This window comes from Nonomuraea sp. NPDC050691, from assembly GCF_040654455.1.
GTDB lineage: Bacteria > Actinomycetota > Actinomycetes > Streptosporangiales > Streptosporangiaceae > Nonomuraea.
On the sequence record NZ_JBFAIA010000051.1, the window covers coordinates 25,452 to 48,035 of the forward strand.

Annotated in this window: 21 protein-coding genes; 10 read left to right on the top strand and 11 right to left on the bottom strand. The window is 72.5% G+C overall.

The genetic code is table 11. The annotated features are described in order from the left end of the window. Positions 1 to 221: 221 nt before the first annotated feature. Positions 222 to 869: a winged helix-turn-helix transcriptional regulator gene (locus AB0H81_RS20285; RefSeq protein ID WP_358376470.1), complete on the bottom strand. Its 648-nt coding sequence runs from the start codon at positions 867 to 869 to the stop codon at positions 222 to 224. 304 nt (positions 870 to 1,173) lie between these two features. Between AB0H81_RS20285 and AB0H81_RS20290 the strand changes: the two genes are divergently transcribed. After that, positions 1,174 to 1,770, top strand: coding sequence for a nitrilase-related carbon-nitrogen hydrolase (locus tag AB0H81_RS20290; RefSeq protein ID WP_358376473.1), 597 nt, complete (start codon positions 1,174 to 1,176; stop codon positions 1,768 to 1,770). Positions 1,771 to 2,009: 239 nt separating this feature from the next. Here AB0H81_RS20290 and AB0H81_RS20295 read toward each other — a convergent pair whose 3' ends face one another. The 3 genes from AB0H81_RS20295 to AB0H81_RS20305 are packed head-to-tail and all read right to left on the bottom strand — an operon-like array spanning position 2,010 to position 3,573. Next, the gene (locus tag AB0H81_RS20295) at positions 2,010 to 2,657 is read right to left on the bottom strand and encodes an ABC transporter permease (protein WP_358376476.1); all 648 of its coding nucleotides are present in this window, start codon (positions 2,655 to 2,657) and stop codon (positions 2,010 to 2,012) included. Next, entirely contained in the window at positions 2,654 to 2,818 is a 165-nt protein-coding gene (locus tag AB0H81_RS20300) for a hypothetical protein (protein WP_358376479.1), read from the bottom strand. Before AB0H81_RS20300 ends, AB0H81_RS20295 begins: the two co-directional genes overlap by 4 nt. Beyond that, complete coding sequence (locus AB0H81_RS20305; protein ID WP_358376481.1) at positions 2,815 to 3,573, bottom strand: ABC transporter permease; 759 nt, start codon at positions 3,571 to 3,573, stop codon at positions 2,815 to 2,817. The genes AB0H81_RS20300 and AB0H81_RS20305 overlap by 4 nt, the downstream gene beginning before the upstream one ends. 376 nt (positions 3,574 to 3,949) lie before the next feature. Here AB0H81_RS20305 and AB0H81_RS20310 point away from each other — a divergent pair, with 376 nt between their 5' ends. From AB0H81_RS20310 to AB0H81_RS20330, 5 genes are all read left to right on the top strand, one after another. After that, positions 3,950 to 4,237, top strand: a complete 288-nt coding sequence (locus AB0H81_RS20310; protein ID WP_358376483.1) for a DUF4287 domain-containing protein — start codon at positions 3,950 to 3,952, stop codon at positions 4,235 to 4,237. Between the two features lie 61 nt (positions 4,238 to 4,298). After that, a complete protein-coding gene (locus tag AB0H81_RS20315) occupies positions 4,299 to 5,168 on the top strand; it encodes a hypothetical protein (protein ID WP_358376485.1) in 870 nt (289 codons plus the stop codon). A 131-nt stretch (positions 5,169 to 5,299) separates the two neighbouring features. After that, the gene (locus tag AB0H81_RS20320; protein ID WP_358376488.1) at positions 5,300 to 5,821 is read left to right on the top strand and encodes a snapalysin family zinc-dependent metalloprotease; all 522 of its coding nucleotides are present in this window, start codon (positions 5,300 to 5,302) and stop codon (positions 5,819 to 5,821) included. A 739-nt stretch (positions 5,822 to 6,560) separates the two neighbouring features. Next, positions 6,561 to 7,283, top strand: a complete 723-nt coding sequence (locus AB0H81_RS20325; RefSeq protein WP_358376490.1) for a class I SAM-dependent methyltransferase — start codon at positions 6,561 to 6,563, stop codon at positions 7,281 to 7,283. Next, positions 7,280 to 7,492: a hypothetical protein gene (locus AB0H81_RS20330; RefSeq protein ID WP_358376493.1), complete on the top strand. Its 213-nt coding sequence runs from the start codon at positions 7,280 to 7,282 to the stop codon at positions 7,490 to 7,492. Before AB0H81_RS20325 ends, AB0H81_RS20330 begins: the two co-directional genes overlap by 4 nt. Positions 7,493 to 7,511: 19 nt before the next feature. On the opposite strand, the gene AB0H81_RS20335 is transcribed toward AB0H81_RS20330, so the two are convergent. Continuing rightward, on the bottom strand, positions 7,512 to 8,009 hold the full coding sequence (locus AB0H81_RS20335) for an FBP domain-containing protein (RefSeq protein WP_358376496.1): 498 nt from the start codon (positions 8,007 to 8,009) through the stop codon (positions 7,512 to 7,514). Between the two features lie 72 nt (positions 8,010 to 8,081). Between AB0H81_RS20335 and AB0H81_RS20340 the strand changes: the two genes are divergently transcribed. Beyond that, positions 8,082 to 8,651, top strand: coding sequence for a WHG domain-containing protein (locus AB0H81_RS20340; RefSeq protein WP_358376499.1), 570 nt, complete (start codon positions 8,082 to 8,084; stop codon positions 8,649 to 8,651). Here the strand turns inward: AB0H81_RS20340 and AB0H81_RS20345 are convergent. Then, entirely contained in the window at positions 8,629 to 9,885 is a 1,257-nt protein-coding gene (locus AB0H81_RS20345) for an MFS transporter (protein ID WP_358376502.1), read from the bottom strand. The genes AB0H81_RS20340 and AB0H81_RS20345 overlap by 23 nt on opposite strands. Positions 9,886 to 9,911: 26 nt before the next feature. Between AB0H81_RS20345 and AB0H81_RS20350 the strand changes: the two genes are divergently transcribed. After that, a complete protein-coding gene (locus tag AB0H81_RS20350) occupies positions 9,912 to 10,517 on the top strand; it encodes a CGNR zinc finger domain-containing protein (RefSeq protein WP_358376505.1) in 606 nt (201 codons plus the stop codon). Here AB0H81_RS20350 and AB0H81_RS20355 read toward each other — a convergent pair. From AB0H81_RS20355 to AB0H81_RS20365, 3 genes are all read right to left on the bottom strand, one after another. Next, positions 10,462 to 11,316, bottom strand: a complete 855-nt coding sequence (locus AB0H81_RS20355; RefSeq protein WP_358376508.1) for an ankyrin repeat domain-containing protein — start codon at positions 11,314 to 11,316, stop codon at positions 10,462 to 10,464. The two genes, AB0H81_RS20350 and AB0H81_RS20355, sit on opposite strands and share 56 nt — an antisense overlap. Positions 11,317 to 11,398: 82 nt before the next feature. Continuing rightward, positions 11,399 to 12,271, bottom strand: a complete 873-nt coding sequence (locus tag AB0H81_RS20360) for an SPFH domain-containing protein (RefSeq protein WP_358376510.1) — start codon at positions 12,269 to 12,271, stop codon at positions 11,399 to 11,401. A 229-nt stretch (positions 12,272 to 12,500) separates the two neighbouring features. Beyond that, entirely contained in the window at positions 12,501 to 13,496 is a 996-nt protein-coding gene (locus tag AB0H81_RS20365; protein ID WP_358376512.1) for a helix-turn-helix domain-containing protein, read from the bottom strand. A gap of 345 nt (positions 13,497 to 13,841) precedes the next feature. Between AB0H81_RS20365 and AB0H81_RS20370 the strand changes: the two genes are divergently transcribed. Beyond that, positions 13,842 to 17,663: a S8 family serine peptidase gene (locus AB0H81_RS20370; RefSeq protein ID WP_358376515.1), complete on the top strand. Its 3,822-nt coding sequence runs from the start codon at positions 13,842 to 13,844 to the stop codon at positions 17,661 to 17,663. Positions 17,664 to 17,726: 63 nt separating this feature from the next. Here the strand turns inward: AB0H81_RS20370 and AB0H81_RS20375 are convergent, their stop codons facing one another. Continuing rightward, entirely contained in the window at positions 17,727 to 20,054 is a 2,328-nt protein-coding gene (locus AB0H81_RS20375) for a M9 family metallopeptidase (RefSeq protein WP_358376518.1), read from the bottom strand. A 213-nt stretch (positions 20,055 to 20,267) separates the two neighbouring features. Between AB0H81_RS20375 and AB0H81_RS20380 the strand changes: the two genes are divergently transcribed. Continuing rightward, positions 20,268 to 21,224, top strand: a complete 957-nt coding sequence (locus AB0H81_RS20380) for a LysR family transcriptional regulator (RefSeq protein ID WP_358376521.1) — start codon at positions 20,268 to 20,270, stop codon at positions 21,222 to 21,224. A gap of 7 nt (positions 21,225 to 21,231) precedes the next feature. Here the strand turns inward: AB0H81_RS20380 and AB0H81_RS20385 are convergent. After that, the coding region (locus tag AB0H81_RS20385) for a glycogen debranching protein (RefSeq protein WP_358376523.1) at positions 21,232 to 22,584 on the bottom strand (1,353 nt) is incomplete at its 5' end.

A 22,584-nucleotide genomic window follows, 5' to 3' on the forward strand; every position in this document is an offset into this window, starting at 1 on the left:
AACGAGCCGGGGAAGTCCGGGTCCGCGCCGCCGCCCCTCCTCCTCCGCGGCCCTGGCCTGGGCGAGGACGAACCCGCGATCGTCGTCCGCGGCCCGCCTGAGCTCGTCGGCGGAGGGGACGGCTGGAGGCACATCGTCGCACGGAGATCGGCGCGTGGACAGGGCGCCGATCATGTGTCCAAGAGGGGACATCGTCACCGGGGAAGGCACCGGTCCACTGGTCAGAAGCGGAACATCTCGGCGAACCTGTCGAGCAGCGCGGGATCGCCCTCCACGCGCAGGCCACCCTCGGCGAGCACGTCTTCGGGGCTCTTCGCGCCGCTCATCAGCTCGCGGATCGGGTGACCGGTGAGCCGTTCGATGACGAGGTCGGGGGCGGGGTGCGGGCCGATGCCGCCGGTCAGCGCACCGTCGGTGACCTGGAGGCGCAGCGTGAAGCCGCCCATGCGGACCTCGTACCCGGCGGTGATCCCCTGGGCCTTGTCCGGGCGGAAGGTGGTGCGGAAGGACATGGCGATCGACTCGGCGGTGACGACCTCACCGGGGCGGGGCTCGTCCAGGGTCCGGGCGCCCCAGCGGCCCAGCGCGATCAGTGCCGGTTCGAGGTCGTGCCCGTAGCCGGTGAGCTCGTACACGACCGAACGCTCGGGGTGCGGCAGCGCGCGGCGGGTGGCCAGGCCGGCCTCCTCGAGCTGCTTGAGGCGGGCCGACAGGATGTTGGTCGGGATGCCGGGCAGGCCGTTGCGCAGGTCGGTGAAGCGCCGCGGCCCGGTCAGCAGGTTGCGGACGATCAGCATGCTCCATCGCTCGCCGACCATCTCCATCGCGCGGGCGAGACCGCAGAACTGCCCGTACTCCCGGTTCGCCATGGTGCGATCCTATCGCACACTCCAGTCGGTAAACCGTGGTTGTCAAAGACAAGCAATGATCCACTCCAGGCGGAACAGGGGTATGAACCCCACGGGATCGACGACTTCGCCGAATGCAGAGGAATGATGACGTCACGCACCAGCGCGGTCAGGAACCCGCTGACGGGGCAGGCTGACGGGCTGCTCCTGATGCCGTCATGTCAACGCCGCCGGCGATCCGCGCGGCGAGATCCGCGCCGCGATCGATCGCGTCAGCGAGCAGGTCGGCGCCTCCAAGCGGTGGATCGGCCCCGACCTGCGGCTGGTGGTGCTGCCGGAGTACGCGATGACGGGTTTTCCGCTGGGCGAGAGCGTCGCCGAGTGGCGGGTCAAGGCGGCCCTCGATCCTGACGGTGCCGAGTATCGGGCGCTGGCCCAGGTCGCCCGCGATCACGACGTCTACCTGTGCGTCAACGCCTACGAGACCAACAGCCACGTTCCCGAGCTGTACTTCCAGGCCACGGTCGTCTTCTCCCCCGCCGGCGAGCCGGTGCTGCGCTATCGCAGGCTGCACTCGATGTTCACGCCGAGCCCGTGCGACGTGTGGGACCGCTACCTGGAGATCTACGGGATCGACGGTGTCCTGCCGGTGGCCCGCACCGAGATCGGCAACCTCGCCGTGGTGGCCTCGGAGGAGATCCTCCACCCCGAGCTGGCCCGGGCGCTCGCTCTGCGGGGGGCGGAGATCCTCGTCAACCCCACCTCCGAAGCCTCCTCCCCTGCCCTCACCCCCAAGGCGATCGCCCGCCGGGCCAGGGCCGTGGAGAACCTGGCCTACGTCGTCTCCGCCAACAGTGGCGGGCTTGTGGGCATCTCCATCCCCGGTGACTCCACCAACGGCGGCTCCGAGCTGATCGACTAGGAGGGCCGGGCGCTGGCCCAGGCCGGCGCGGGTGAGTCGCTGGTCGCCGCCGCGGAGCTGGACCTGGCCGCGCTGCGCCGGTTCCGGCGCCGGCCCGGGATGGCGAACCTGCTGAGCCGGGTCAAGCCTTGGCTGTGGGCCGAGGAGTACGGCAGGCATGACTTCGGGCGACCTGACGGGCTGAACGCGGCACCGCGCGCCCGGCAGGCAGTGGTTCGCCGCCAGGCAGGCGGAAGTGATCAGGCGCCTGTACGACTGACCAGCGGATGCGGGCGGTGCCGGCTGGGGTGCCGCCTGAGCAGGCGGTGTTCCGCGGCGAGGAAACCGGCGTTGAGCAGCATGCCCAAGGCGCCGACCAGCATGGTGCCGGCCCACATCGCGGGGATGTCGATCCTGCTCTGCGCCTCCAGCATGCGATGGCCGATGCCCTCGCTGCTGCCGTACAGCTCCGAGACCACCATCATGATGAGGGCCAGGGAGACGCTGAGCCGCAGGCCGGCGAAGATCTTCGGCGCGGCCGCGGGCAGGAGGATCCGCAGCAGCCGTGTGCCGGCGCTCAGCTTGAAGACGACCCCGATCTCGAGACACCGCCGGTCCACGTGGCGTCCGGCGTCCATCGTGTTGATCAGAACCGGCCATATGACGCCGTAGGCGATCGCCGCCAGCTGCATCGGGGTGCCGATCTCGAACAGCAGAAGGAAGACGGGGAGAAGACTCGACGGCGGCACCGAACGGCAGAAGTGCAGCAGTGGCTCCACCAGCGCGGCCAGTGTCGCGCATCGGCCCATGGCCAGCCCCAGCGCGACCCCCGCGAGGCACGCCAGCGCCCAGCCGGCGAACAGCCGGGCAAGGCTGGGCAGCAGATCGGCGATCGCCTCATCGGTCACCGGCCGGCGGGACCGGAGAACCACATGCCGTGCATCGTGGCCACGACGGTGGAAGGTGGGGGGAAGTACACGGCCTGCAGTCGTCGCGCTGTGATCTCCCACGCGCAGATCGTCACAGGCGGCAGCCAGTACCAGCGGGCCCGGGCGAGGAGGCCGTTCATGGCGCCTCCTCGGTGCGCGCCCAGTGCCAGCGGAACAGTCGCTTCTCGACCGCGGTGAACAGCGCGTTGGCGGCCAGCCCGAGCAGCCCGGTCCAGACGGTGGCCGCCGGCAGCCAATCGGCCCGGTCGGCGCCGCCGGCCTGGACGAGGAAGACGCCGATCCCGCCTTCGCCTCCCGCGATGAGTTCCCCACTCACCGCCACGACGACGGTGGCGCTCAGCGCGATCCGGCCGCCGGTGGCGATGAACGGGGCCGCGCTCGGCAGCGACACCCTGAACGCCACGGCCACCGCGCCGAAACCGAACCCGCGCAGGGTCTCCTTGGCCAGCGGGTCCACGTCCGCCAGGCCGTACAGGGTGTTGACGAGCAGCGGCCAGCAGCAGGTGATGACCACGAGAGCTGTCTTGGCGTCGGCGCTGTCGGGGAAGAGGAACATGGCAAGCGGGATCAGCGACACCGACGGGATCGGCCGCAGGAACTCCACCAGCGGCCGCACCGACCGCTCCACGGCCGGCAGGGCGCCCAGCACCAGCCCGGCCGGCACGGCGAGTCCGACGGCGATGGCCAGCCCGGCCGCGCACCCGCTCACCGTGATGAGCACGTGGCCGCGGAACTCCGCGTCGAGGGCCAGTTCGCCTGCCGCGGCCAGCACCGTGGAGGCATACGGCAGCACGTCGCGGGGGATGAGCCCGAAACGGCCCGCCGCCTCGAACAGCGCGAAGCATCCGACGACGCCGGCCGCGCCCAGGACCACCCGCGCCGGCCGGCGAGCCGGCTCGGGCTCGGCTGCCCATCGGAGGCTTACCGGCCGGGGCCCGGGATGACCATGGAGGTCACGTCGACCCTGTCCGGGGTGTAGCCGGACTGTCTCATCCGGCACAGGTGGAGAAGAAGCCGGGATCTCATCGTCCTCCTCAGCGGGTCGAGCCGCGAAGCCGAAGCAGTCATTGACTTATCCGGCCTCGACAACCGGCTGTTTCAACGGCGCCCACGGTCCCGGTCGACCTGCCGAGTGACGCCAGGGGCCGGCCGGCCCCGGCAGGTCGGCCGTACTCCAGTTGACAAACTTTGGTTGCAAAAGACAAGCTTGCTGCTCACTTGGCCTGATCCCCGACGAAACGGAGCGACACATGTCCTTCCAGGCGTACCTCGACAACATCGAGGACAAGACCGGGCTGACGCCCCGCGAGTTCATCGCCCTGGCGAAGGAGCGCGGCTTCGACGACCCCTCGACCAGGGCCGGGGTGATCATCGACTGGCTGAAGCAGGACCACGACCTCGGCCGCGGGCACGCGATGGCCCTGGTCCACGTGATCAAGAAGGGCCCGCGGATCGACGCCAAGCACGTCGGCAGCTCCGGCTCCCACCGCGACGAGTCCGACACACTGTGGCTGGACGGCAAGGACAACAGGCCCTGACGAGCCCCGCAAGATCGCTAAGGTGAGGGTTTCACCCCCTTCACCCCCCGGGAAGTGTCACGTGCTCCGTCGTTACCGTTCAGGCATTCCTGCCCTGCTCGTCACTGGTGTGTACGCCGTCGGCGTCGTGGTCGCCGGTGTGGTCGCGCTGACCACCGGCGCCCCCGGCCTGTTGTGGCGGCTGACCCTGTTCGTGGAGGCGGACGACGGGATCACGGCGACGTCGCCGAACGTGCTCGTCCCGGTCCTGACCGGCATGGCGTGGGCCTGGGCCCTGTGGGTGAGCCTGCGGGGGCCGCTGGCGGGTCCGCGGCCCGAACTGGACCGCGACACGGGGCGGCTGAGGGTGGCGCTGTACGTGGTGGCGGCGCTCTCGCTGCTCGTCCCGCTCCTGCCGTCCTGGCCCTGGTGGGCGACGGTGGTCAATGTCCTCATCGGAGGGATGCTGGTGGTGCTGTTCCCGCCGGTGCTGGGACGCAACCTGGAGCATGCTGGGTTCGCGTGGGCCGCGGGCGTGTTGGGCTATGGAGGCCTCGCCGTCGTCGAGGTGCTGGACGCCATCGGCTGGTCCGCGCCTGACTGGCTGTCCCTCACCTGCGCCCTGGCGGCCTGGGTCTGGATGGTGCTGGTCCTGCGGGCGCAGCGCTGGGACGGCCGCTGGCGGCGGGCCACCGTCCGGTACGGCATCGCCGGCATGGTGGCGCCGGTCGTCGCCATGCTGGTGAACGGGATGCTCGCCAGCGTAGAGGAGGTTCTCCTCTACGCCACGGGAGCCACGGGCGCCCTGATGGTGATCTGGGCGGCTCGCTCCGGCCACGAACTCGCCGACCCGCGCCCCCAGCCGGCCCCGCCCGAGCCCCTCCCCTCCGGGCCCCTTCCTTCTGGACCTCTTCCTTCTGGGCCCCTCCCCTCTGGGCCGCCGGCGCCCTGACGGGCCGCTCGGCGGGTGCCGCGGAAGGCGGCAGGCTGATCCATAGCATCGCGATAGAGGGAAACTGGCTTGTCCCCGGGCATCGCCGTCGCGCCTACCGTGACAGCACCCCCCACTGTCGAGGAGACACGATGCCAAGACCCCTCCGTCTCGCGCTCTCTCTCGTTCTCACCCTCGCGTTCCTGCCGGCCACCTCGCCCGCGCAGGCCGCGGCCCTGGTCCAGACCCTCCGGTACGACGCCGGCAGGGCGGCCGAGTTCCGCGGCGCGGTGGACCAGGCCGCGCAGATCTGGAACTCCAGAGTCAGCAATGTCCGCCTTGTCGCCGGCACGCCCGCCCACTTCGTGGTCACGGCCGACAACGGCTGGCCGCGCGCCCTGCCCACCAGCCTGGGCCGGGGCACCATCTGGATGGGCCGGCAGGCCACCTCACAGGGCTACAACCCGGTGCGCATCGCCGCCCACGAGATCGGCCACATCCTCGGCCTCCCCGACCGGCGCACCGGCCTGTGCTCCGACCTGATGTCCGGCTCCAGCGCCCCGGTGAGCTGCACGAACGCGAACCCGAGCGCGGCCGAGCGGGCCGAGGTGGACCGCAACTTCTCCGGCGCCACCCCGCTGGTCGAGTTCGGACAGCTGCACGTGGACCGCTGAGCGTCGCACGGCGGCCGTCTCCGGCGGCGTGCCCCTTCACGGCGGCGAGCCCGCCCGCGCGCCAGGGCGGGTTTGCCGGTGGACGCGGGGCTGTGCGAGCCTTGTGGCCCGTCTTCGGAAAGGGCTGACCCGTGACACTCGGCATGGTTCTCGGCGACCGCTCCTCGCGCGCCTCGACGCGGGAGCGGTAGCCCTTCCTGCCCTTTCCCTCGCGTCCGTGCCACGGCACGGACGCGTCCGGCCTGCTCCTCGTCGACGTGCGCCTCGTGCCCCATCCGCACGTTCGACCACGAGGAGCATCTGGTGGCCATCGTCCACTGGACCGAAGCCGGCACGTCCCGATCCGCCCGCCTGCATTCCGAGAGCGCGACACCGTCCCCCGGCCGGGTGGTCGTCGCCGACGACCGCACGAAGGCCGACACCGCCTGCCGCCTGGCCCGCGAGGGCACCGCCCTGCTGTGGCGGGGCGACTTCCACAACGGACGTCACCTGCTCCAGGCGATGAGCCGGCGTCTCGACCGCGTACCCCCCGGGACGGGTGACAGCCCGGCCGAGACCTTCCACCTGCAGCGCCGGGCACGCGGCCACCGGGCCCGCGTGCTGGGCAAACTGCTCGTGCTCCTGGAGGACGACCACTCCTTGCGTCTGCGCAGGGCCCCGGACGTACGCCTGGCGTGCGCGGAGGCGTACGGGGCCGCCGCGCGAGCCGACGGTCGTCCCCCTCAGGGAGCTGCTGGGCGTGATCGGGGCGCACGAGTGGCGCAGGAAGGGCGTCCTGGTCCCCGCCCTCGGCGCCCGCGTCCATCCGCATTACGGGGTCTTCTCGCCGGTCCGGGGAGAGTACGTCGACCTGGTCGCGCGGGCCCCGCTCCCTGCGCCTGCCGGGCCCCGGACCGGTCCGCGCACGGCGTTCGACCTCGGCACGGGCACCGGGGTGCTCGCGGCCGTCCTGGCCCGCCGGGGACTCGGCCGCGTCGTGGCCACCGACATCAGCCCCCGCGCCCTGGCCTGCGCCCGCGACAACGTCCGCCGGCTGGGCCTGGCCGGGCGGGTGGACGTCACCGGGCCGGCCCTCTTCCCCGACGGCCGCGCCGACCTCGTCGTGTGCAATCCCCCGTGGATTCCCGCCCGGCCGGCCTCGGTCCTGGAACAGGGGGTCTACGACCAGGACGGCGCCATGCTCCGGGACTTCCTCCACGGGCTCGGCTCCCGTCTGCGGCCGGGCGGCGAGGGCTGGCTCGTCCTGTCGGACCTGGCCGAACACCTCGGGCTGCGGACGCGCCGCGACCTGCTGGCCGCCATCGAGGCGGCCGGCCTGCGCGTCGTGGGCAGAATCGACACCCGGCCCCGCCACCCACGGGCGAGAGACGCCGCCGACCCTCTCCACGCCGCGAGGAGCGCGGAGGTCACCTCCCTCTGGCGCCTGGCTTCCCCCATCGTCAAGCGTTCAGCGCACAGGTGACCAGATTTCACACGCGGATCCCGCTCGACGTCCTCTGGGAGCACAGTCCCGAGGCGGCGAAGGTCTTCACCTGGGCCGGCGAGACGTACTACGACACCGACGTGGCACCCCTGCGCGAGATCCACCCCGGCCTCATGGACTTCGGCACCTGGCTGGACCGCTCGGGCAAGTCCCGGCTCCGCGCCCAGCTCGACGCCTCGCCCGCGTGACCGATCGCCGCGCGGGTGGTCATCCGGCCACCTTGTCCAGGAAGGAGTACAGGTTGGCCCGCATCCGGGCCACCTTCTCCTCCGGGGTGAGGGACTCGTCGGCCACGCCTCCGCCCGCCGCCTCCCTCTTGCCGCGCGCGTAGAGGGAGCAGGCGAGGTCGGCGCACAGGTACTGCCCGACCGTGTTGCCCTGGCGACCGGCCTCGCCGGTCCGGCGCGCGGTCATCAGCGCCACACCGCCGCTGGTGTGCGTGGTCAGGCACAACGAGCACATGCTGCGCGAGGTGAAGGCACGCGACGCGCCGGAGGTGACTCGCAGCGCGACTCCCACGAGGGGGCCGTCGCGTTCGGTGACGAGGTAGGCGCGTTCGGGCGCGCCGGGATCTCGCCAGCCGAGGAAGTCCAGGTCGTCCCAGGGATGGCCGGCCAGTTCCCGGGGCAGGCCGAGCCGCTTGGCCTCCCCCTTGGAGCAGTTGACGAACGATGCGCGGATGTCGTGTTCGGTGACGGGTCTCATGGGCGGGGAGGCTAGCTCCCCTTAAAGGTAGTATGCAAATACTTAAAGACTGTAAGGACGGGAAGGGGGCGCATGGCACGAGTGGGACTGACCGCCGAACGGGTGACGCGGGCCGCGGCGGAGCTGGCCGACGAGATCGGCTTCCAGAACGTGACCGTCTCGGCGCTCGCCCGCAGGTTCGGCGTCCAGCCCGCGGCCCTGTACTCCCACGTCAAGGACATCCGGGACCTGAGGGTCCGGGTCGCGGCGCTGGCCCTGACGGAGCTGGCCGACCGGGCCTCCGACGCCCTGGCCGGCCGCGCGGGCAAGGACGCGCTGGCCGCCTTCGCCAACGCCTACCGCGGTTACGCGAAGGAGCATCCCGGCCGGTACGCCGCCTGCCAGATGGAGCTCGAGGACGAGACGGCGATCGTCGGCCCGGCGCGCCGCCACGCGGAGATGACGCGGGCGATCCTGCGCGGCTACGAGCTGCCGGAGCCCCACCAGACCGACGCGGTGCGGATGCTGCACGGCACGTTCCACGGATATGTGAGCCTGGAGACGGCCGGCGGGTTCCGGCGCCACCCGCGCGACGTGGACGCCTCGTGGTCCAGGACGCTCGACGCCCTCGACGCCCTTCTCAGGAACTGGCCCTCCGCCTGAACGTCCCGCCGCGAGCCGTGATCACCACGGTGGCGGCGGTCATCGCGGACAGCAGGCCCCAGTCCGCCGTGAAGCCGCCGGTCACGTCCCTGAGCAGGCCGAGGGCAGGCGGCGCCAGGAAGATGGCGACCTGCGCGACAGCCATGGCCAGGCCCAGGGCGAAGCCCGTCCTTCCGGGCGGCGCCGACTCGGCCAGGTGGGCGACCCAGGGGCCGAACCAGCCGATGCCGAAGAACCCCAGCCAGACGAACAGCAGGCAGGCCGTCACCGGCGTACGGCCCAGCGGCGTCATCAGGGCGACCATCCCGGCTGTCACAGCCACCATGCAGACCAGGACGTAGGCGTACCGCCCGGACCTGGCGCGATCGCTCCAGGCGGCCAGGCACACGCGACCGGCGACGCCCGCCCCCTGGACCGCCACGAGCACCAGCGCCGCCGCCCCCGCCTCGACGGAGGCCGCCTCGTGGAGGTGCAGCACGGTGAGGACGCCTATGCCGCTGTGCACGGACACCATGCACGTCCCCGACAGCAGGATCCGCACCATGGACGGCTCGCGGAGCATCCGCAGCCGGGAGCCGAGCGACGCCCGCGGCTCCCCGTCACGGGCGGCATCCTCGACGGGAAGAGCCGGGACGGGCGGCCGGCGGTAGAGGCTCATGAAGAGCACGGCGCCCAGCAGCGCGACGAGCCCGCCGGCCAGGAGCGCCGCCCGCCATCCGTACGCGGCGGCGAGGGCGGGCAGCACGGCCGCGGCCACGAGCCCGCCGAACGGCACGCCCGCCTGCCGGACGCCCATCGCCAGCCCCCGCCGGGACGCGTCGAACCAGGACGCCACCGACTTGCTGCCGCCGGGCTGCACGGTGCTGTATCCCGCGCCGACCACCAGCAGCACGAGCAGCAGCGACGCGTATCCCGGCGCCACGCTGCCCACGCCCAGGCTCACGGCGACGACGCAGGCCCCGATCCCGACGACCCAGCGCTCGTCGTAGCGGTCCAGCAACTCTCCCGCCACCAGCAGCCCGACCAGCGGGAGGAGCTGCGCCGCCGAGAGCAGCAGGCCCAGCTCGGCCGCGCCGACGTGCAGGTCGCGTTGCAGCTGGACGCCCATCGCCCCGATGCCCTGCACGAAGAAGCCGGAGGCGGCCTGGGTGAAGGTGGCGACGGCGAGGACGACCCACCGGTACCGCTCCGGCGCACCGGCGGCGTTCAGCCGTACATCCATGTGCTGTGTCACGCGGACCAGACTGGTGTAATGGTCTTATGCACCTCAACCCTTACGGCGAGGACGCGGTGAACCTCGCCGCGGACCTGGCCAACCGGCGCCCGTCCACCGCCGGGGAGCTGGCGGACCGCTGCCGCGCCGCCGGGCTCGTGCTGGAACGCCCGGTCACGCCCGACGACCTGGACCGCACCCTGGCCGCGCTGGAGGCATGGGAGAAGGTCGTCGACGCCACCGGCGAGCGCGAGCGCGCGGAGCTGGTCAACCGCATGCTGGCGCAGTGGGCCGCCCATCCTCGGCTGACCGACCACGCCGGCAGCGGCTGGCACCTGCACTTCCGCGACGACCTGCTGCCGCTCGGCTCCGTGCTGTCCTCGCTGATCGCCGTGGGCACCGCGCTGCACCTGGTGGGGCGGGGCATGCACCGGCTTCGGCGCTGCGCGGTGACCGAGTGCGCGACGATCTTCGCCGACACCTCACGCACCGGGCGGCAGCGCTACTGTTCCCAGCGGTGCGCCAACCGCGACGCCGTACGCCGTCACCGCACGCGAGCCGCGGCACATCCGCAGCCGGTCGGGCGAAGCCCGGCCGTCAGGCCCAGTAGTCGCGCTCCGGCAGGCACAGCCACACGTCGGGCGGACCGGTGACCGCCCGCTCGCCGGTCAGCCGCAGCCCGGCGTAGGCGCAGCAGTAGGCCTCCGGGTTCCCCTGGTAGAGGTACGAGAGGAGCACCTCCCGGGGCCCGTCGTCCTCCCACGGCGAGCCGCCGGGATGCAGGTCCCAGCCGACGATCTCCCCGTCGCGCGCGACACTCCCCTGGTGGCCGCTCGCGGGGTTGGCGTACATGCCGTAGCACAGGGTGCCCACGGACAGGCGCCTGGTGACGCCCGGCGTCTGCGGCACGTACCCCCACGGCTGGCTGACGACGCAACCGCCGGGCACGTCGGTGACGCCGACGAAGGCCAGGCTCTCCTCGGCGGAGGGGTCGATCTCGTCCAGGAACTCCTCCGGATCGACGACCTCGACCGTGGCCTCCAGCCGCCGGGCCGCCTCCGCCGCGCTGATCCCGGCCACGCACGCCAGCCCGAAACCGTCGTACTCGATCTCGCCCAGCACCGCCGTCAGCCGCCCGGCCTCCACCACCGCCGCGGACTCATCCTCCGTCAATCCACTCATCCCGGCGGGCCGCCGGAACAGGCCCGGCTCCGGACCGGCCAGGCTGAGGCGGCCGGGCGACCAGCCGCTCATCATCGGCCGCCACGGGTCCGCCCCCGCGGCCGCGAGAGCGCGGGCGACGTCGTGACGCCCTTCGTACACCGCGACCCAGAGCGCGGTGCGGCCCTCGTACTCCGCGTCGACGTCCGCCACGCGCGCCGCCAGCTCCACGACCTCCGCCAGCGAGCCGTCCTCGGCCGCCTCGTGCAGATCCAGTACGTCGTCATCCATCCCGTGACCCTCCTCGCCCGTCAGGAAGATCACATCGTGCACCACGGGGACGACAATTCCGGGCGGCCCGCCGCGGTCGAGATCAGTTGCCGCCGGACTTGTTCGGGGTGATGTTGATCTGGCCGGTGTCGGTGACGATGATCTGGATGCGGCCGTCCTTGACGGCCTGCCACATCACCGCGCCCTGCGCGCCCAGCACGTCCTTCAGCTCCTTGATCGCCTCCAGCTCCGTGCGGGCCTTGGCGTTCTTCGCCTTCTGGGCGGTGTTCTCCTCCTGGGCCTGCTGGACCGCGGCCATCGCCTCGCGCACCTTCAGCGGCGGCTGCGGCTGCTGGAGGGTGACCGAGAACCGCTCGAAGAACGCGGTGCCGCCCTGCTCGCTCAGGAACTGGCTCATGTACTCGGCGACCTTCGCCTCCCACTGCTGCTTGGCCTGCGGGTTGACGTAGGTGAGGTCGCGCCAGGCGAACTCCTTGCTGGCCGCGTCCAGGGCCCGGTCGAGCGGCTGGCCGACGTAGACGCTGAGCAGCTTGCGCCAGCCCTCGTCGGTGTAGGCCTCGTACTTGAGGCCGATCTGCTCGTGGAAGCGCTGGAGGGTCTTGCAGTCGCCGGTCAGGGAGAAGGTGACCACGCCCGAGACCCGCATCTCCAGGGGATCCTTGGTCCACATGGTGAGCGGCCCGGACTCGGCGCCCGGCTTGGTCTTGACGCCGTCGGGGTCGTTCGGGTCGGCGGCGAACTCGAACGTACGCTGCCCGGCCGGGTAGACGTAGCCCTTGTCGCCCCACCCGGACACGTCGCGGACGCCCGGGTCCACGCAGTTCTGGAACGTCGTGTCGGAGAACGTGCCGGCGTCGTAGACGATGCCTTTCTGGTCCGGCTCGGGGATGGTCACGGAACAGCCGGCGAGCAGGAGGGTGGCGGCCAGCGAGGCGACCGCGGTCGTGCGTCTCATCGGTTTTCCCTTCGTGTCGCCGATCACCGTATTGCAGCGACAGGCGACAGGAGAGGCCCCGCTACCGCTCGATCATGCTGATGCCGAGCGTGCGGCCGCAGTCGATGAACTCGCCCGACACACGTGATGATGCGCACCACACCCGCCGCCTACCGCCGCTCCTTCGGCCGCCGCCGGCAGGAGCATCGCCCCGACCGCGACGCCTCGTGCTTCACCCCGACGTCTCCCTCTAGATCCAGCCGCGTTCCCTGGCCGCCAGGCCCGCCTGGAAGCGGGTGATGGCGTTCAGGTCGCGCATGACGGCGTGGATGCGGCGCTGCACCGTGCGCAGCCCGAGCCCGAGGGCGCGGGCGATGGCCTCGTCCGTCAGGCCGCCGGCCAGCAGCGCGAGCAGATCCCTGGTCAGCTCGTCAGGCTCCGCCACCTCGGACGTGGGGGTGGGGATGGGGGTGGCGGGGCGGGGGGTCGCGCGTAAGGGGAAGCCCCGGCTCCACTCCCGTTCGAACAGGGCGATCAGGGCGTCGAGCAGGGCCGACTGGTGCAGGATGAACGCCGCGTCGATCGAGTACGCCCCGTTGCGGATGGGGATCAGCGCGAGCGAGTCGTCGGCGATCCACATCTTGGCCGCCGCGTCGGCCACCACGCGGGCCTTCTCCCCCCGGCTCATCGAGTCCTGGATGAGCCGCAGCTTGCCCGGAACGGCCAGGGACTCCAGGTCGTAGACGCTGCGGTAGTCGATGCCGGACTTGAGCATCCGCCGCTCGCGCTCGACGTTGTCGGCGTGGCCGCGCATGACGTACGGCGGCTTGTCGATGTTGCGGAACATGGTCTGGGCGCTGTCCTGGAGCGCGTACGCCCGGCTGATGATGTTGTCGGTGCCCGTGACGACCTCGACCTGCTCGGCCGGGTGCGTCGCGTAGCGGGAGGCCAGGTGGAACGACGTGGTCAGTTCGTGGATCGCCGTGCGCACCCGGTGGAGCTCCTCCTCCTGGCGGGTCAGCAGCGGCCTGATCGCGATGTCGGGGGCGACGGCGACGTAACGGGCGCGGCGGCCGGGCAGCCTGCTGGCCAGGCCGCGGCGCGCGAAGGCGGCCAGCGTGCGGGCCGCGAGGAGCGTCGAGACGCCGCAGTGCGTGGCCAGCTCGGCCGCGGACGAGCGCGGGTTCTCGACGAGTGTCGCGTACAGGCGGCTCTCGGCCGGCGACAGCCCGATCGCTTCGAGCATCGGCGCCCCCTTCTCCCGCCGAGCGGCGCCGGTGACGCTGCAGGCGCGCTGACGGCGCTGGCGGGTTACCGCCACCTGGCGGGTTTTGGCCCGTCCGGCGGACTTGTGCCCTGACTGATCACCAGATTAGGTCAGCGTGGAAACGATCTCCATCGCGCGCGGGCGACGATGGCCTGTTCCACATGTCTGGAGAAAGTTGTGCGCATGCTGTCCATCCCCCGGCGCCGCAGGCTCGTGGCCTTACTCGGGGCCGTCCTCGCCGTGCCGCTCGTCGCGGTACCGGACACGGCCACCGCGGCGACCGTAAAAACGTTCACATCCCCGGCCGCCGCCACGAAAGCGCCGGTGAAAGCCATACCTCCGATCAGGATCACCCTGGTCACCGGTGACACCGTCGTCTACAGGAAGGACGCCGCGGGTCACGCGTCGGCCACCCTGGAGCCCCGCGAGGGCGAGGAGGCGCGGACGTACCACGCCCAGCAGGACGAGCACGGCTACTACGTGATCCCCGCTGACGCCGGGCCTTACGTCACCAAGGGGCTGCTCGACAAGGAGCTGTTCAACGTCGACTACCTGGCGGCCAACGGCTTCGGCGACGCCGGGTCCCCGAAGATCCCGCTCATCGTCCAGTACCAGGACCGGACCAAGGCGAGCGACCTCGCCGGCAAGGCCAGGTCGCTGAAGGGCGGCTCGGAGCCGATGGTGCTGGAGAGCATCGACGGCGCCGCGATCAAGGTCGACAAGAAGCAGGCCGCCGCGTTCTGGCAGTCCCTCGGCGGCGGTGACCAGGCCACCGCCAAGGCCCTGACGGGCGACCTGCGCAAGGTGTGGCTCGACGGCAAGGTCAAGGCGCTCGACGACGTCAGCAACCCGCAGATCGGCGCCCCCACGGCCTGGGCCGCCGGCTTCGACGGAACGGGCACGAAGGTCGGCGTCATCGACTCCGGCGTCGACGCCGCCCACCCCGACCTGCAGGGCAGGATCGTCGCCGCCCGCAACTTCGTCCCCGCGGGCAGCCCCGGCGGCGGCAACGCCGAGGAGGTCACCGACCGGGTCGGCCACGGCACCCACGTGGCGTCCATCATCGCGGGCAGCGGCGCCGCCTCGGGCGGCAAGTACAAGGGCGTCGCCCCCGGCGCCCAGCTCACCATCGCCAAGGCCCTGGACGACACGGGCAGCGGCAACAACTCCGAGATCATCGCGGCGATGCAGTGGCAGGCGGCCACCCAGCACGTCCGGGTGGTCAACATGAGCCTGGGCAGCAACAACCCGACCGACGGCACCGACCCGCTGAGCCAGGCGGCCAACGAGCTGACCTCCGCGTACGGCACGCTGTTCGTGGTCGCGGCGGGCAACGCGGGCCCCGGCCGCTACACGATCGCCTCCCCCGGCGCGGCCACCTCGGCGCTGACCGTCGGCGCGGTCGACTCCTCGGACAAGATCGCCTCGTTCTCCAGCCGCGGCCCGCGCCTGAGCGACGACTTCGCGATCAAGCCGGAGATCACCGCCCCCGGCGTGAACATCATCGCGGCGCGCGCGGCGGGCACCTCGCTGGGCGAGGGCAGCAGCGTCCCGGGCGGCGGCCCGATCGACGACAACTACACGGCGGCGTCCGGCACCTCGATGGCGAGCCCGCACGTGGCGGCCGCCGCGGGCATCCTCGCCGCCCAGCACCCCGACTGGACGCCCGAGCAGCTCAAGACCGCGCTCACCGCGACCGCGAAGCCGGGCGACGCCAGGCCCCACGAGCAGGGCGCGGGCCGGCTGGACATCGGGCAGGCCGTCACCCAGCAGGTCTTCGACGACCTGGCGACGGTCTACGCCGGGTTCACCGACCCGTACACCGGCCAGACGATGACCCGGAAGGTGACCTTCCGCAACACCGGCAAGGAGCCGGTCACCCTGGACCTGTCGATGACGCTGAAGCGCGGCGACGCGCAGCCGCCGTCCGGGATGGCCACGCTGACGCCGTCGTCGCTGACCGTTCCCGCGGGCGGCACCGCGACCGCGGCCCTCACCATCGAGCCCACGCTGGGCGAGCCCGGCTGGTACGAGGGACGCCTGACGGCCACCACCGGCACGACCCGGCTGACGGCGCCGATCGCGTTCCGCAAGCAGGCCAGGATGCACACCCTGAAGGTCAGGTTCGTCGGCCGGCCGGAGTGGACGATCAACCCCGGGCCCGTGTCCGCCGCGCGGATCAGCGACACCGACCCGCTCCTCGAGGGCGAGCCGACGGCCACGTGGACCGAGAACTGGCGGGCCACCGAGACGCCCGGCGTCCTGGAGACCGAGCTCAAGCTCGCCCACGGCGGCGTCTACTACATCGGCGAGACGCCCTGGTGGTTCACCAAGCCGGACCGCAACCTCCAGTACGGCTTCCTCACCGTCCCCGAGCTCAAGCTCGACGCCGACACCACGGTCACCATGGACGCGACCAAGGCCGAGCCGCTCGACATCAGCACGCCACGCAAGTCGGAGCCGGTGTTCCTGAACGTGAACTTCACCCGTACGACCGCCGGTGGCCGCATGTACGGGGGCGCGTCGGTGCTCAGCTACGAGCCGACCCTCAGGGGCCGGTACTGGGTCACGCCGGTCACCAAGGCGCCCACCGTGGGCACCTTCATGATGCTGTTCGACCAGGTCCGCCGTGCTCCCGAGGTGGAGCTGAGCGTGCCCGGCGTCTCGCTCGATCCGCGCTACGTCAGCGAGCACGACCCGCTGGTGCCGAAGTTCGCCTCCGACCGGCGGCTGAGCCTGGCCACGGGCGACGACATGCGCGGCGGCGGCGACGTGCGCGGCAAGCTCGTCCACCTCCCGGCCCGGGACTCGCTCCAGCTCCTGCTGACCGACCTGGACCTGGCCATCAAGGCCGGGGCGGCGGGCGTGGTCACCAGCGACCGGTTCGCCTGGCTGCTCAGCAACGCGGCGTACACGGCCCAGAACAAGATCCCGGTGCTGTGGCTGGACAACGGCGAGGCCGACCAGCTCGGCAAGGTCCTGGCCCGCAAGCCGTACCCGGGCGCCGCGCTGCACGTCACGCCGACCACCCCGTTCGAGTACAAGCTGGTCCACTACGTGAAGGGCGCCACGGCGGGCCGTCTCCGCTTCGCGCCGAAGGCCCGCGACCTCACCGCGATCGACACCACCTACCACGCGCAGTTCACCCCGTCGACCGGCACGTGGGGCCCGAAGGCGGACTTCACCGAGGTCAGCCACACCTACACCGACGAGCAGCGGCTCAGCGTGCGCGGCTCGCACGCCTTCGCCGCGCCCGCGGCCCGGACGGAGTACTACAACACCACCGGCGACGACGTGCTGTGGGAGCGCGCCTACTCGTTCTACGACGCGGGCACGGGCGGCGAGCGTTTCGGCACCTCCCTCCGCGGCTTCACCCGGGCGGGCCAGGAACGGGAGGACTGGAACGAGGCCATCGTGCCCACCCAGCTCACGACCGGCCCCGGCACGCCGGACTGGCTCGGCCAGGGCTTCTACTGCGACGGCTGCCGCCAGGGCGACCGGTTGCGGCTGCGGGCACTGAGCCCGGTCGGCTTCGGGTACTACTCCGACGCCTCCGACCCGAGCCACCACTACCAGGGCGCGCCGGGCATCGAGGAGGTCCACCTGTTCAACGGCGCCACCGAGGTCAAGACCGAGTACGACGACCTGGGCGTGCCCTACTACACCGTCCCCGCCGGGTCAGGTACGTACCGGCTGACGAACTCGTGGAAGGACGCCTTCGCCGGCAAGCACCCCGGCACCGGCGTCGAGACCACCTGGACGTTCCGCTCCGCCCGCCCGGCGAGCGGCAGCGCCCCGTATCCCTGCCTGGACACCGTGCTGTGGGACGACAAGCAGCCCTGCGCCCAGGTGCCGGTGATCCGGCTGCGCCACGAGCTCAGGCTGCCGGGGGACGACACGGTCCAGGGCGGCAGGCCGTTCACCTTCACCGTCACGCCGGAGGGCGGCCGGTCGCCGTCACTGCGGGGCGTCTGGGTCTCCGGCGACAAGGGCGCGCACTGGACGAAGGCCGCCGTGCTGCCCGGTGACAAGGTGCTCGTGCTCAACCCCAAGGGCCCGGGCAGCGTCTCGATCAAGGTGGAGGCCAAGGACAGGGACGGCAACTCCGTCCAGCAGGTCATCTCCGACGCCTACCTCGTGAAGTGATGTCCCGTCGTGGCGGGGGCGGGGGCGGGGGCCGCCCCGCCCCCGCCACGACGCGTGCGGCCGTCAGTACTCGGTCGTGAGGGTGACCCCGGAGAAGCCCCGGACCGCGTGCAGGCTGAGGTAGACGTAGCCGGCGGGCGGCCCGTCGATGGTGAGGACCTCGTCGTTGCCGGCCGAGCCGGACCGCCGCGTGTAGGCGGTGGTGGTGGCCCAGGCCGCCGGGTTGTAGTAAAGGTCGGCGTCGCCGGTGCCGCCCGAGGCGGTGACGGTCAGCCGGGAGACTCCCGCGGGCAGGTACAGGTAGAGGTACGCGTAGTCGTCGTCACCGGCGGACAGGCCGCTGCGGCGGCACCCGCGGTCGAGCCGCCGGGTGTCCGGGCCGGGGCACTCGGGGACGGTGCCGGCGCAGCCTCCCGCCGCGCAGGCGGCCAGCCAGGTGGACCAGTCGGCGTCGTAGCGGCTGCCGATCGTGCCGGTCAGGAAGGACCGCGCCGCGCTCCACGCCCCGGTCCGGTACGAGCCGAGGACGGTGGCCACGTCTCCCCGGTGCCGCTCGACCATGTAGCGCACGGCCAGGTAACCCCATCGGTAGACGCGGGTGGTGTCGTGGGCGTACGTGGTGTCCCACAGCGCGCTGAGCGCATAGGTGTGCCTGCCGGCCTCGGTGACGGCCGCGTCGTAGGTGAGCCGGCGGTAGGAGTAGGAGACGTACTCGGCGAATCCCTCGATCCACCAGACGGTCGGCGTGCTCACCCCGGCGTCGAAGTCGCCGTACATGTCGAAGCGGCCGTCGAGGTAGTGGGTGTACTCGTGGTTGAGGTTCCAGACCTGGAAGGTGGGGCGCAGCCACTCGGCCTCGTAGGCGATGAACCTGGGCTGGTTGCCGGCGGCGGCCGGATCGCCCTCCAGGTACATGCCGCCGTTGTTCGTGTCGATGCCGAACAGCGCGCCCGCGTACGTCTGGTAGTCGGTGCTGGAGTCGAACACCACCACCTCCAGCGTGGTGTTGCCGTCGCCCGCGACCGGGCCGCCGTCCCGGACCAGGTCGTGGAAGAACGCGTCCTGGCCGGCCAGGCTCGAACAGGTGCCGGACAGCTGACCGACCGTCATGTCCTGTGCCCGGATCCTGATGGCCGGGCCGCACGTGTAGGTGGTCGGCAGGACGGCCGAGGCGAGGCGCCGCCGCAGGTCGCAGGTGCCGTAGGAGGCGCAGTTCGCCCGGTCGTAGGCGTCGGCCATCTCGGCGACGCCGACCCACAGCGGCGCGGTCGGGCCGGTCATGGCGCTGCGGCCGAGCAGGTCCCCGAGCTGGGGGCGGACCGTCGCCAGCAGGGCGGGGTGCTGGAGGAAGCGGGCGAGTTCGCGGCCCGCGTTGGTGGTGAGGTAGGCGCGGCCGGTGCCCAGCAGCGCGAGGTGGCCGGCCGCGAAGTCCCGCAGGGTGCCGAGCACGCTGGTGTCGGCCTGGACGGCGCCGGCGAAGCCGGGCACCTGGTGACCGCGGAACAGCACGGTGTAGACGCTGTTGACCGCGTTGAGCATCCACCAGGAGGAGTCGTAGGTGCTGTCGTAGCCGGTGAGCAGGCGCTTGACGACGTGGAGGTAGCGCGCGTTCTGCTCGGCGCTGTCGATCAGCGTGACCGCCTCGGCCAGCACCTCGCCGTTGGCGTCGCTCACGGTCCAGGCGCGCGGGCCGGCGAAGAACGCGTCCAGGGCCGCCTGGATCGCGGTGGCCAGGCCCGCGCCGTACGGTCCGACGTCCGTCTCGTGGTACCAGTGCGCGTAGTAGCCGGCGCGCAGGTAGAGCACGAGCTGGACCGTCGCCATGGTGTTGTCGCCGGGGTAGGCGGGGGCGTCGTCACGCAGGGCCTGGGCGACGGCCGTCATCTGCGCCTCACGGAACGCGCCGCGGGCGTCGCCGCCGGTGAGGGCGAACAGCGTGTTCACGCAGCCGGGGGTGCTGGCCTTGATCTGGCGGACCAGGGCGCTCCCGGTACGGCCGGTGAAGTCGGCGACGTCGCAGGCCGCCTTCGCCTGCCCCCTGGTCTGGGCCTTCGTCTGGGTTTTCGCCGAGGGCCGGGGGTGTTCCGGCGCCTTGGCCGGCAGGTCGTAGTCGCTGCGCAGGGCGTCGGTGGCGGCCTGACGGGGAGGCCGGTCGGCCGCGTCGAGCCGGGACCCGCCGACGTGCGGCACGTCGGCGCGTGCGGCGAAGGGGCTGGAGGGCGGTGGTTCCGCCGCTGACCGCGCGGACGCCGCGGCGGCGGAGAGGGCGGCGCGGGAGGGGACGGCACGGGAGGCGGAAGAGGCGGCGAGGGACGGGGCGGCGAGGGATGGGACGAGGGCGCAGGCGGCCAGCAACGATAAGAGCCGCCGGCCCATGCGGTTGGTGCGCACAGGGACCTCCAGGGGGTCTCGCGGGATGCGAGGCTGGCCCCGAGTGTGTGGCCCGGTCGCGCTCTGTAGTCATCAATAAGGCCATAAATCTCGCGAATGGGGATTTGTCAGGACACGACGGGCTCGGACACGACGGGCCCGAGGCCCGGATCGCCCCGGGGCCCGGCACGGCCGCACCTGTTTCGCAGCGGTCACATGTCACATACTCCATGTGTGGACCTTGACCTGAGACACCTCCGCCTGGTCTGCGCCGTCGCCGAGACCGGCAGTCTGACCAAGGCCGCCGCGCGTCTGGAGCTGTCCCAGCCGGCGGTCACCCATCAGCTCCGCAAGGTCGAGGAGCTCCTGGGGGGCGTCCTGTTCGTCCGTTCCCGTGCGGGTGTCCGGCCCACCCCGCTGGGCCTCCAGGTCGTCGCCCGGGCCCGGATCGTGCTCCATGAGGTGGACGCGCTCGTCCACGACCTGCGCGGGACGCACGCGCCGTCGTCGGCGCTCCGGCTCGGCTGCAACCACCTGGCGTGTGTCGCGAGCGTCGTCGAGCGGGCCGGCGAGGCGCTGCCCGGGCGGACCGTGTCCCTGTGGATCGAGCCGTCGACGGCGCTGCTCGCCGACGCCCTGGCCCACGGCGAGCTCGACGCGGCCCTCCTGGGCGTGATCGAGGGGACGGAGATCGCGCTGCGCTCCCCCGTCGTCACGCGCACGCTCGTCCCCCGCCATCCCATCTTCGTGGCGCTGTCGGCGGCGCACCCGCTGGCGGGGAGTTCCGCCGTACGGCTCGGCGACCTGGCGCGGGAGAGGTGGATCAGCCCGCCGGGCGGCGACGACGGCTCGCTGGCGGCGCTGCGCGCGTCCTGCCGCGCTGCGGGCTTCGAGCCGGACATCCGCTACGACGCCCCGAGCGGGGCCGGCCTGCCGCTGGTGGCGGCGGGGCACGGGGTGCGCCTCGTCGATCCCACCTGGCCGGCCGCGGAGGGCACGGTCGTGCTGCCGCTCGCCGGTGAGCCGCAGGTGGCGCGGCTCGCCGTGGCCTGGCGGCGCGACCGTCTGGGGCCGCAGGACGCGGCCGCGCTCTACCGCGGGTTCGCCGCCGCCTTCGAGGACCACGTGGACGACAATCCGGCGTTCCGGCGATGGTGGGACGCCCACCCGGAGTCCCACCCCGTCGTCTGAACCGCCGTCACCCCTCGCGGGCGGCGGTGCGGGCCAGATCCAGGAACAGGGCGGCCGACCAGCCGAACCCGCTCGTCGCCCGACCCGCCCGGCGGCCCGTCAGCGGGTTCCAGTACTCGTAGAGGCCGCCGCCGTCGCGGACCATCGCCAGCGTGCGCTCGCGCAGCTCGCGGGCCGTACCGGGGTGGCCGGACCGGCGCAGGCCCTCGATGAGCAGGTAGTTGACGTTCAGCCAGACCGGGCCGCGCCACATGGCGTCGGGGTCGAAGCGGGGGTCGTCGAACGCGACCGTGGGCACCGGCCGCTCGCCCCAGAAGCTCGGCGAGCGCAGGTCGGCCACGAGCCGGTCGGCGACGGCGGCGGGCAGCCGCCCGGTCAGGAGCGGAAGCAGCTCCAGCGGGGTGCGGACGTCCGCCTCCCGCCCGCCGACCAGGGTGACGAACCGGGCACCGGTCCACCGCCGCGCCACCATGCGGTCCACGAGCGCCTGGGCCCTGACCCGCCACTCCCCCGGGTCGCGGCCCAGCGCGGCGGCGATGTCGCCCAGCCGGTCGTACTGCAGGGCGAGGTAGGAGTTGAGGTCGGGCGGCTCGGCGCGCGGCCCGCCGTCCCAGATCGGGCTGTCGTCCAGGCCCGAGGAGTACGGGTGCAGGTACTCGGCCAGGCCGTCGCCGTCGGGGTCGGAGCGGGCGAACCACCACTCCTGGGCGCGCACCAGCGGCTCGTACACCTCGGCGAGGAAGCCCGGGGCGGGGTCGGCCTGGTGGATCTTCCACACGGCCCAGGCGGTGAGCGGCGGCTTGGTGATCGGGACGGCCTCGCGCACGGGCGGCCCGCCGACGTGCTCGGCCAGCCGGGCCAGGTCGGAGCGGGGCAGGTCGGTGGTCTCGGCCAGCACCCCGTGGTCGTGGACCACGTCGGGGATCAGCCCGTCGGGGCGCTGGTGGTCGAGCAGGATGCGGATCTGCTCCCTGGCCAGGCCCGGGTCGGCGTGCCGGAGGGCGATGGCGTGGAAGGAGGAGTCCCAGTTCCACAGGCCGACGTAGCCGTACTTGGAGGGGACCAGCGACTCGCGGCCCTGGATCGGCACGAGGTTGACCGCGAGCGTCCACCACGCCTGCTCTGCCCGTTCCCGTAGGTCGGAGGGGACGGCGGGCATGCGGGCGAACCAGTCGCGCCAGCGCGCGGCGGCCGCCTCCAGCACCGCCCGCCCGTCGGGCGGCGGACCGCCGGGGGCGACCACGTGCCCGCCGTCCCCGCCGGGCCCCACCACGACGAGGCCGTCGCCGACGGGCGCCCGGCCGCCGTCCCACACGGCCCGGACGCCGTCGCCGCCGGTCAGCACGAGCGTGTCGGGGCC

What these genes read in the sequence shown, in the direction of transcription:
- AB0H81_RS20285 (WP_358376470.1), bottom strand. Translation starts at nt 869, where the DNA reads ATGGCGAACCGGGAGTACGGGCAGTTCTGCGGTCTCGCCCGCGCGATG.
- AB0H81_RS20300 (WP_358376479.1), bottom strand. Translation starts at nt 2,818, where the DNA reads ATGAACGGCCTCCTCGCCCGGGCCCGCTGGTACTGGCTGCCGCCTGTG.
- AB0H81_RS20310 (WP_358376483.1), top strand. Translation starts at nt 3,950, where the DNA reads ATGTCCTTCCAGGCGTACCTCGACAACATCGAGGACAAGACCGGGCTG.
- AB0H81_RS20320 (WP_358376488.1), top strand. Translation starts at nt 5,300, where the DNA reads ATGCCAAGACCCCTCCGTCTCGCGCTCTCTCTCGTTCTCACCCTCGCG.
- AB0H81_RS20335 (WP_358376496.1), bottom strand. Translation starts at nt 8,009, where the DNA reads ATGAGACCCGTCACCGAACACGACATCCGCGCATCGTTCGTCAACTGC.
- AB0H81_RS20340 (WP_358376499.1), top strand. Translation starts at nt 8,082, where the DNA reads ATGGCACGAGTGGGACTGACCGCCGAACGGGTGACGCGGGCCGCGGCG.
- AB0H81_RS20350 (WP_358376505.1), top strand. Translation starts at nt 9,912, where the DNA reads ATGCACCTCAACCCTTACGGCGAGGACGCGGTGAACCTCGCCGCGGAC.
- AB0H81_RS20355 (WP_358376508.1), bottom strand. Translation starts at nt 11,316, where the DNA reads ATGGATGACGACGTACTGGATCTGCACGAGGCGGCCGAGGACGGCTCG.
- AB0H81_RS20360 (WP_358376510.1), bottom strand. Translation starts at nt 12,271, where the DNA reads ATGAGACGCACGACCGCGGTCGCCTCGCTGGCCGCCACCCTCCTGCTC.
- AB0H81_RS20365 (WP_358376512.1), bottom strand. Translation starts at nt 13,496, where the DNA reads ATGCTCGAAGCGATCGGGCTGTCGCCGGCCGAGAGCCGCCTGTACGCG.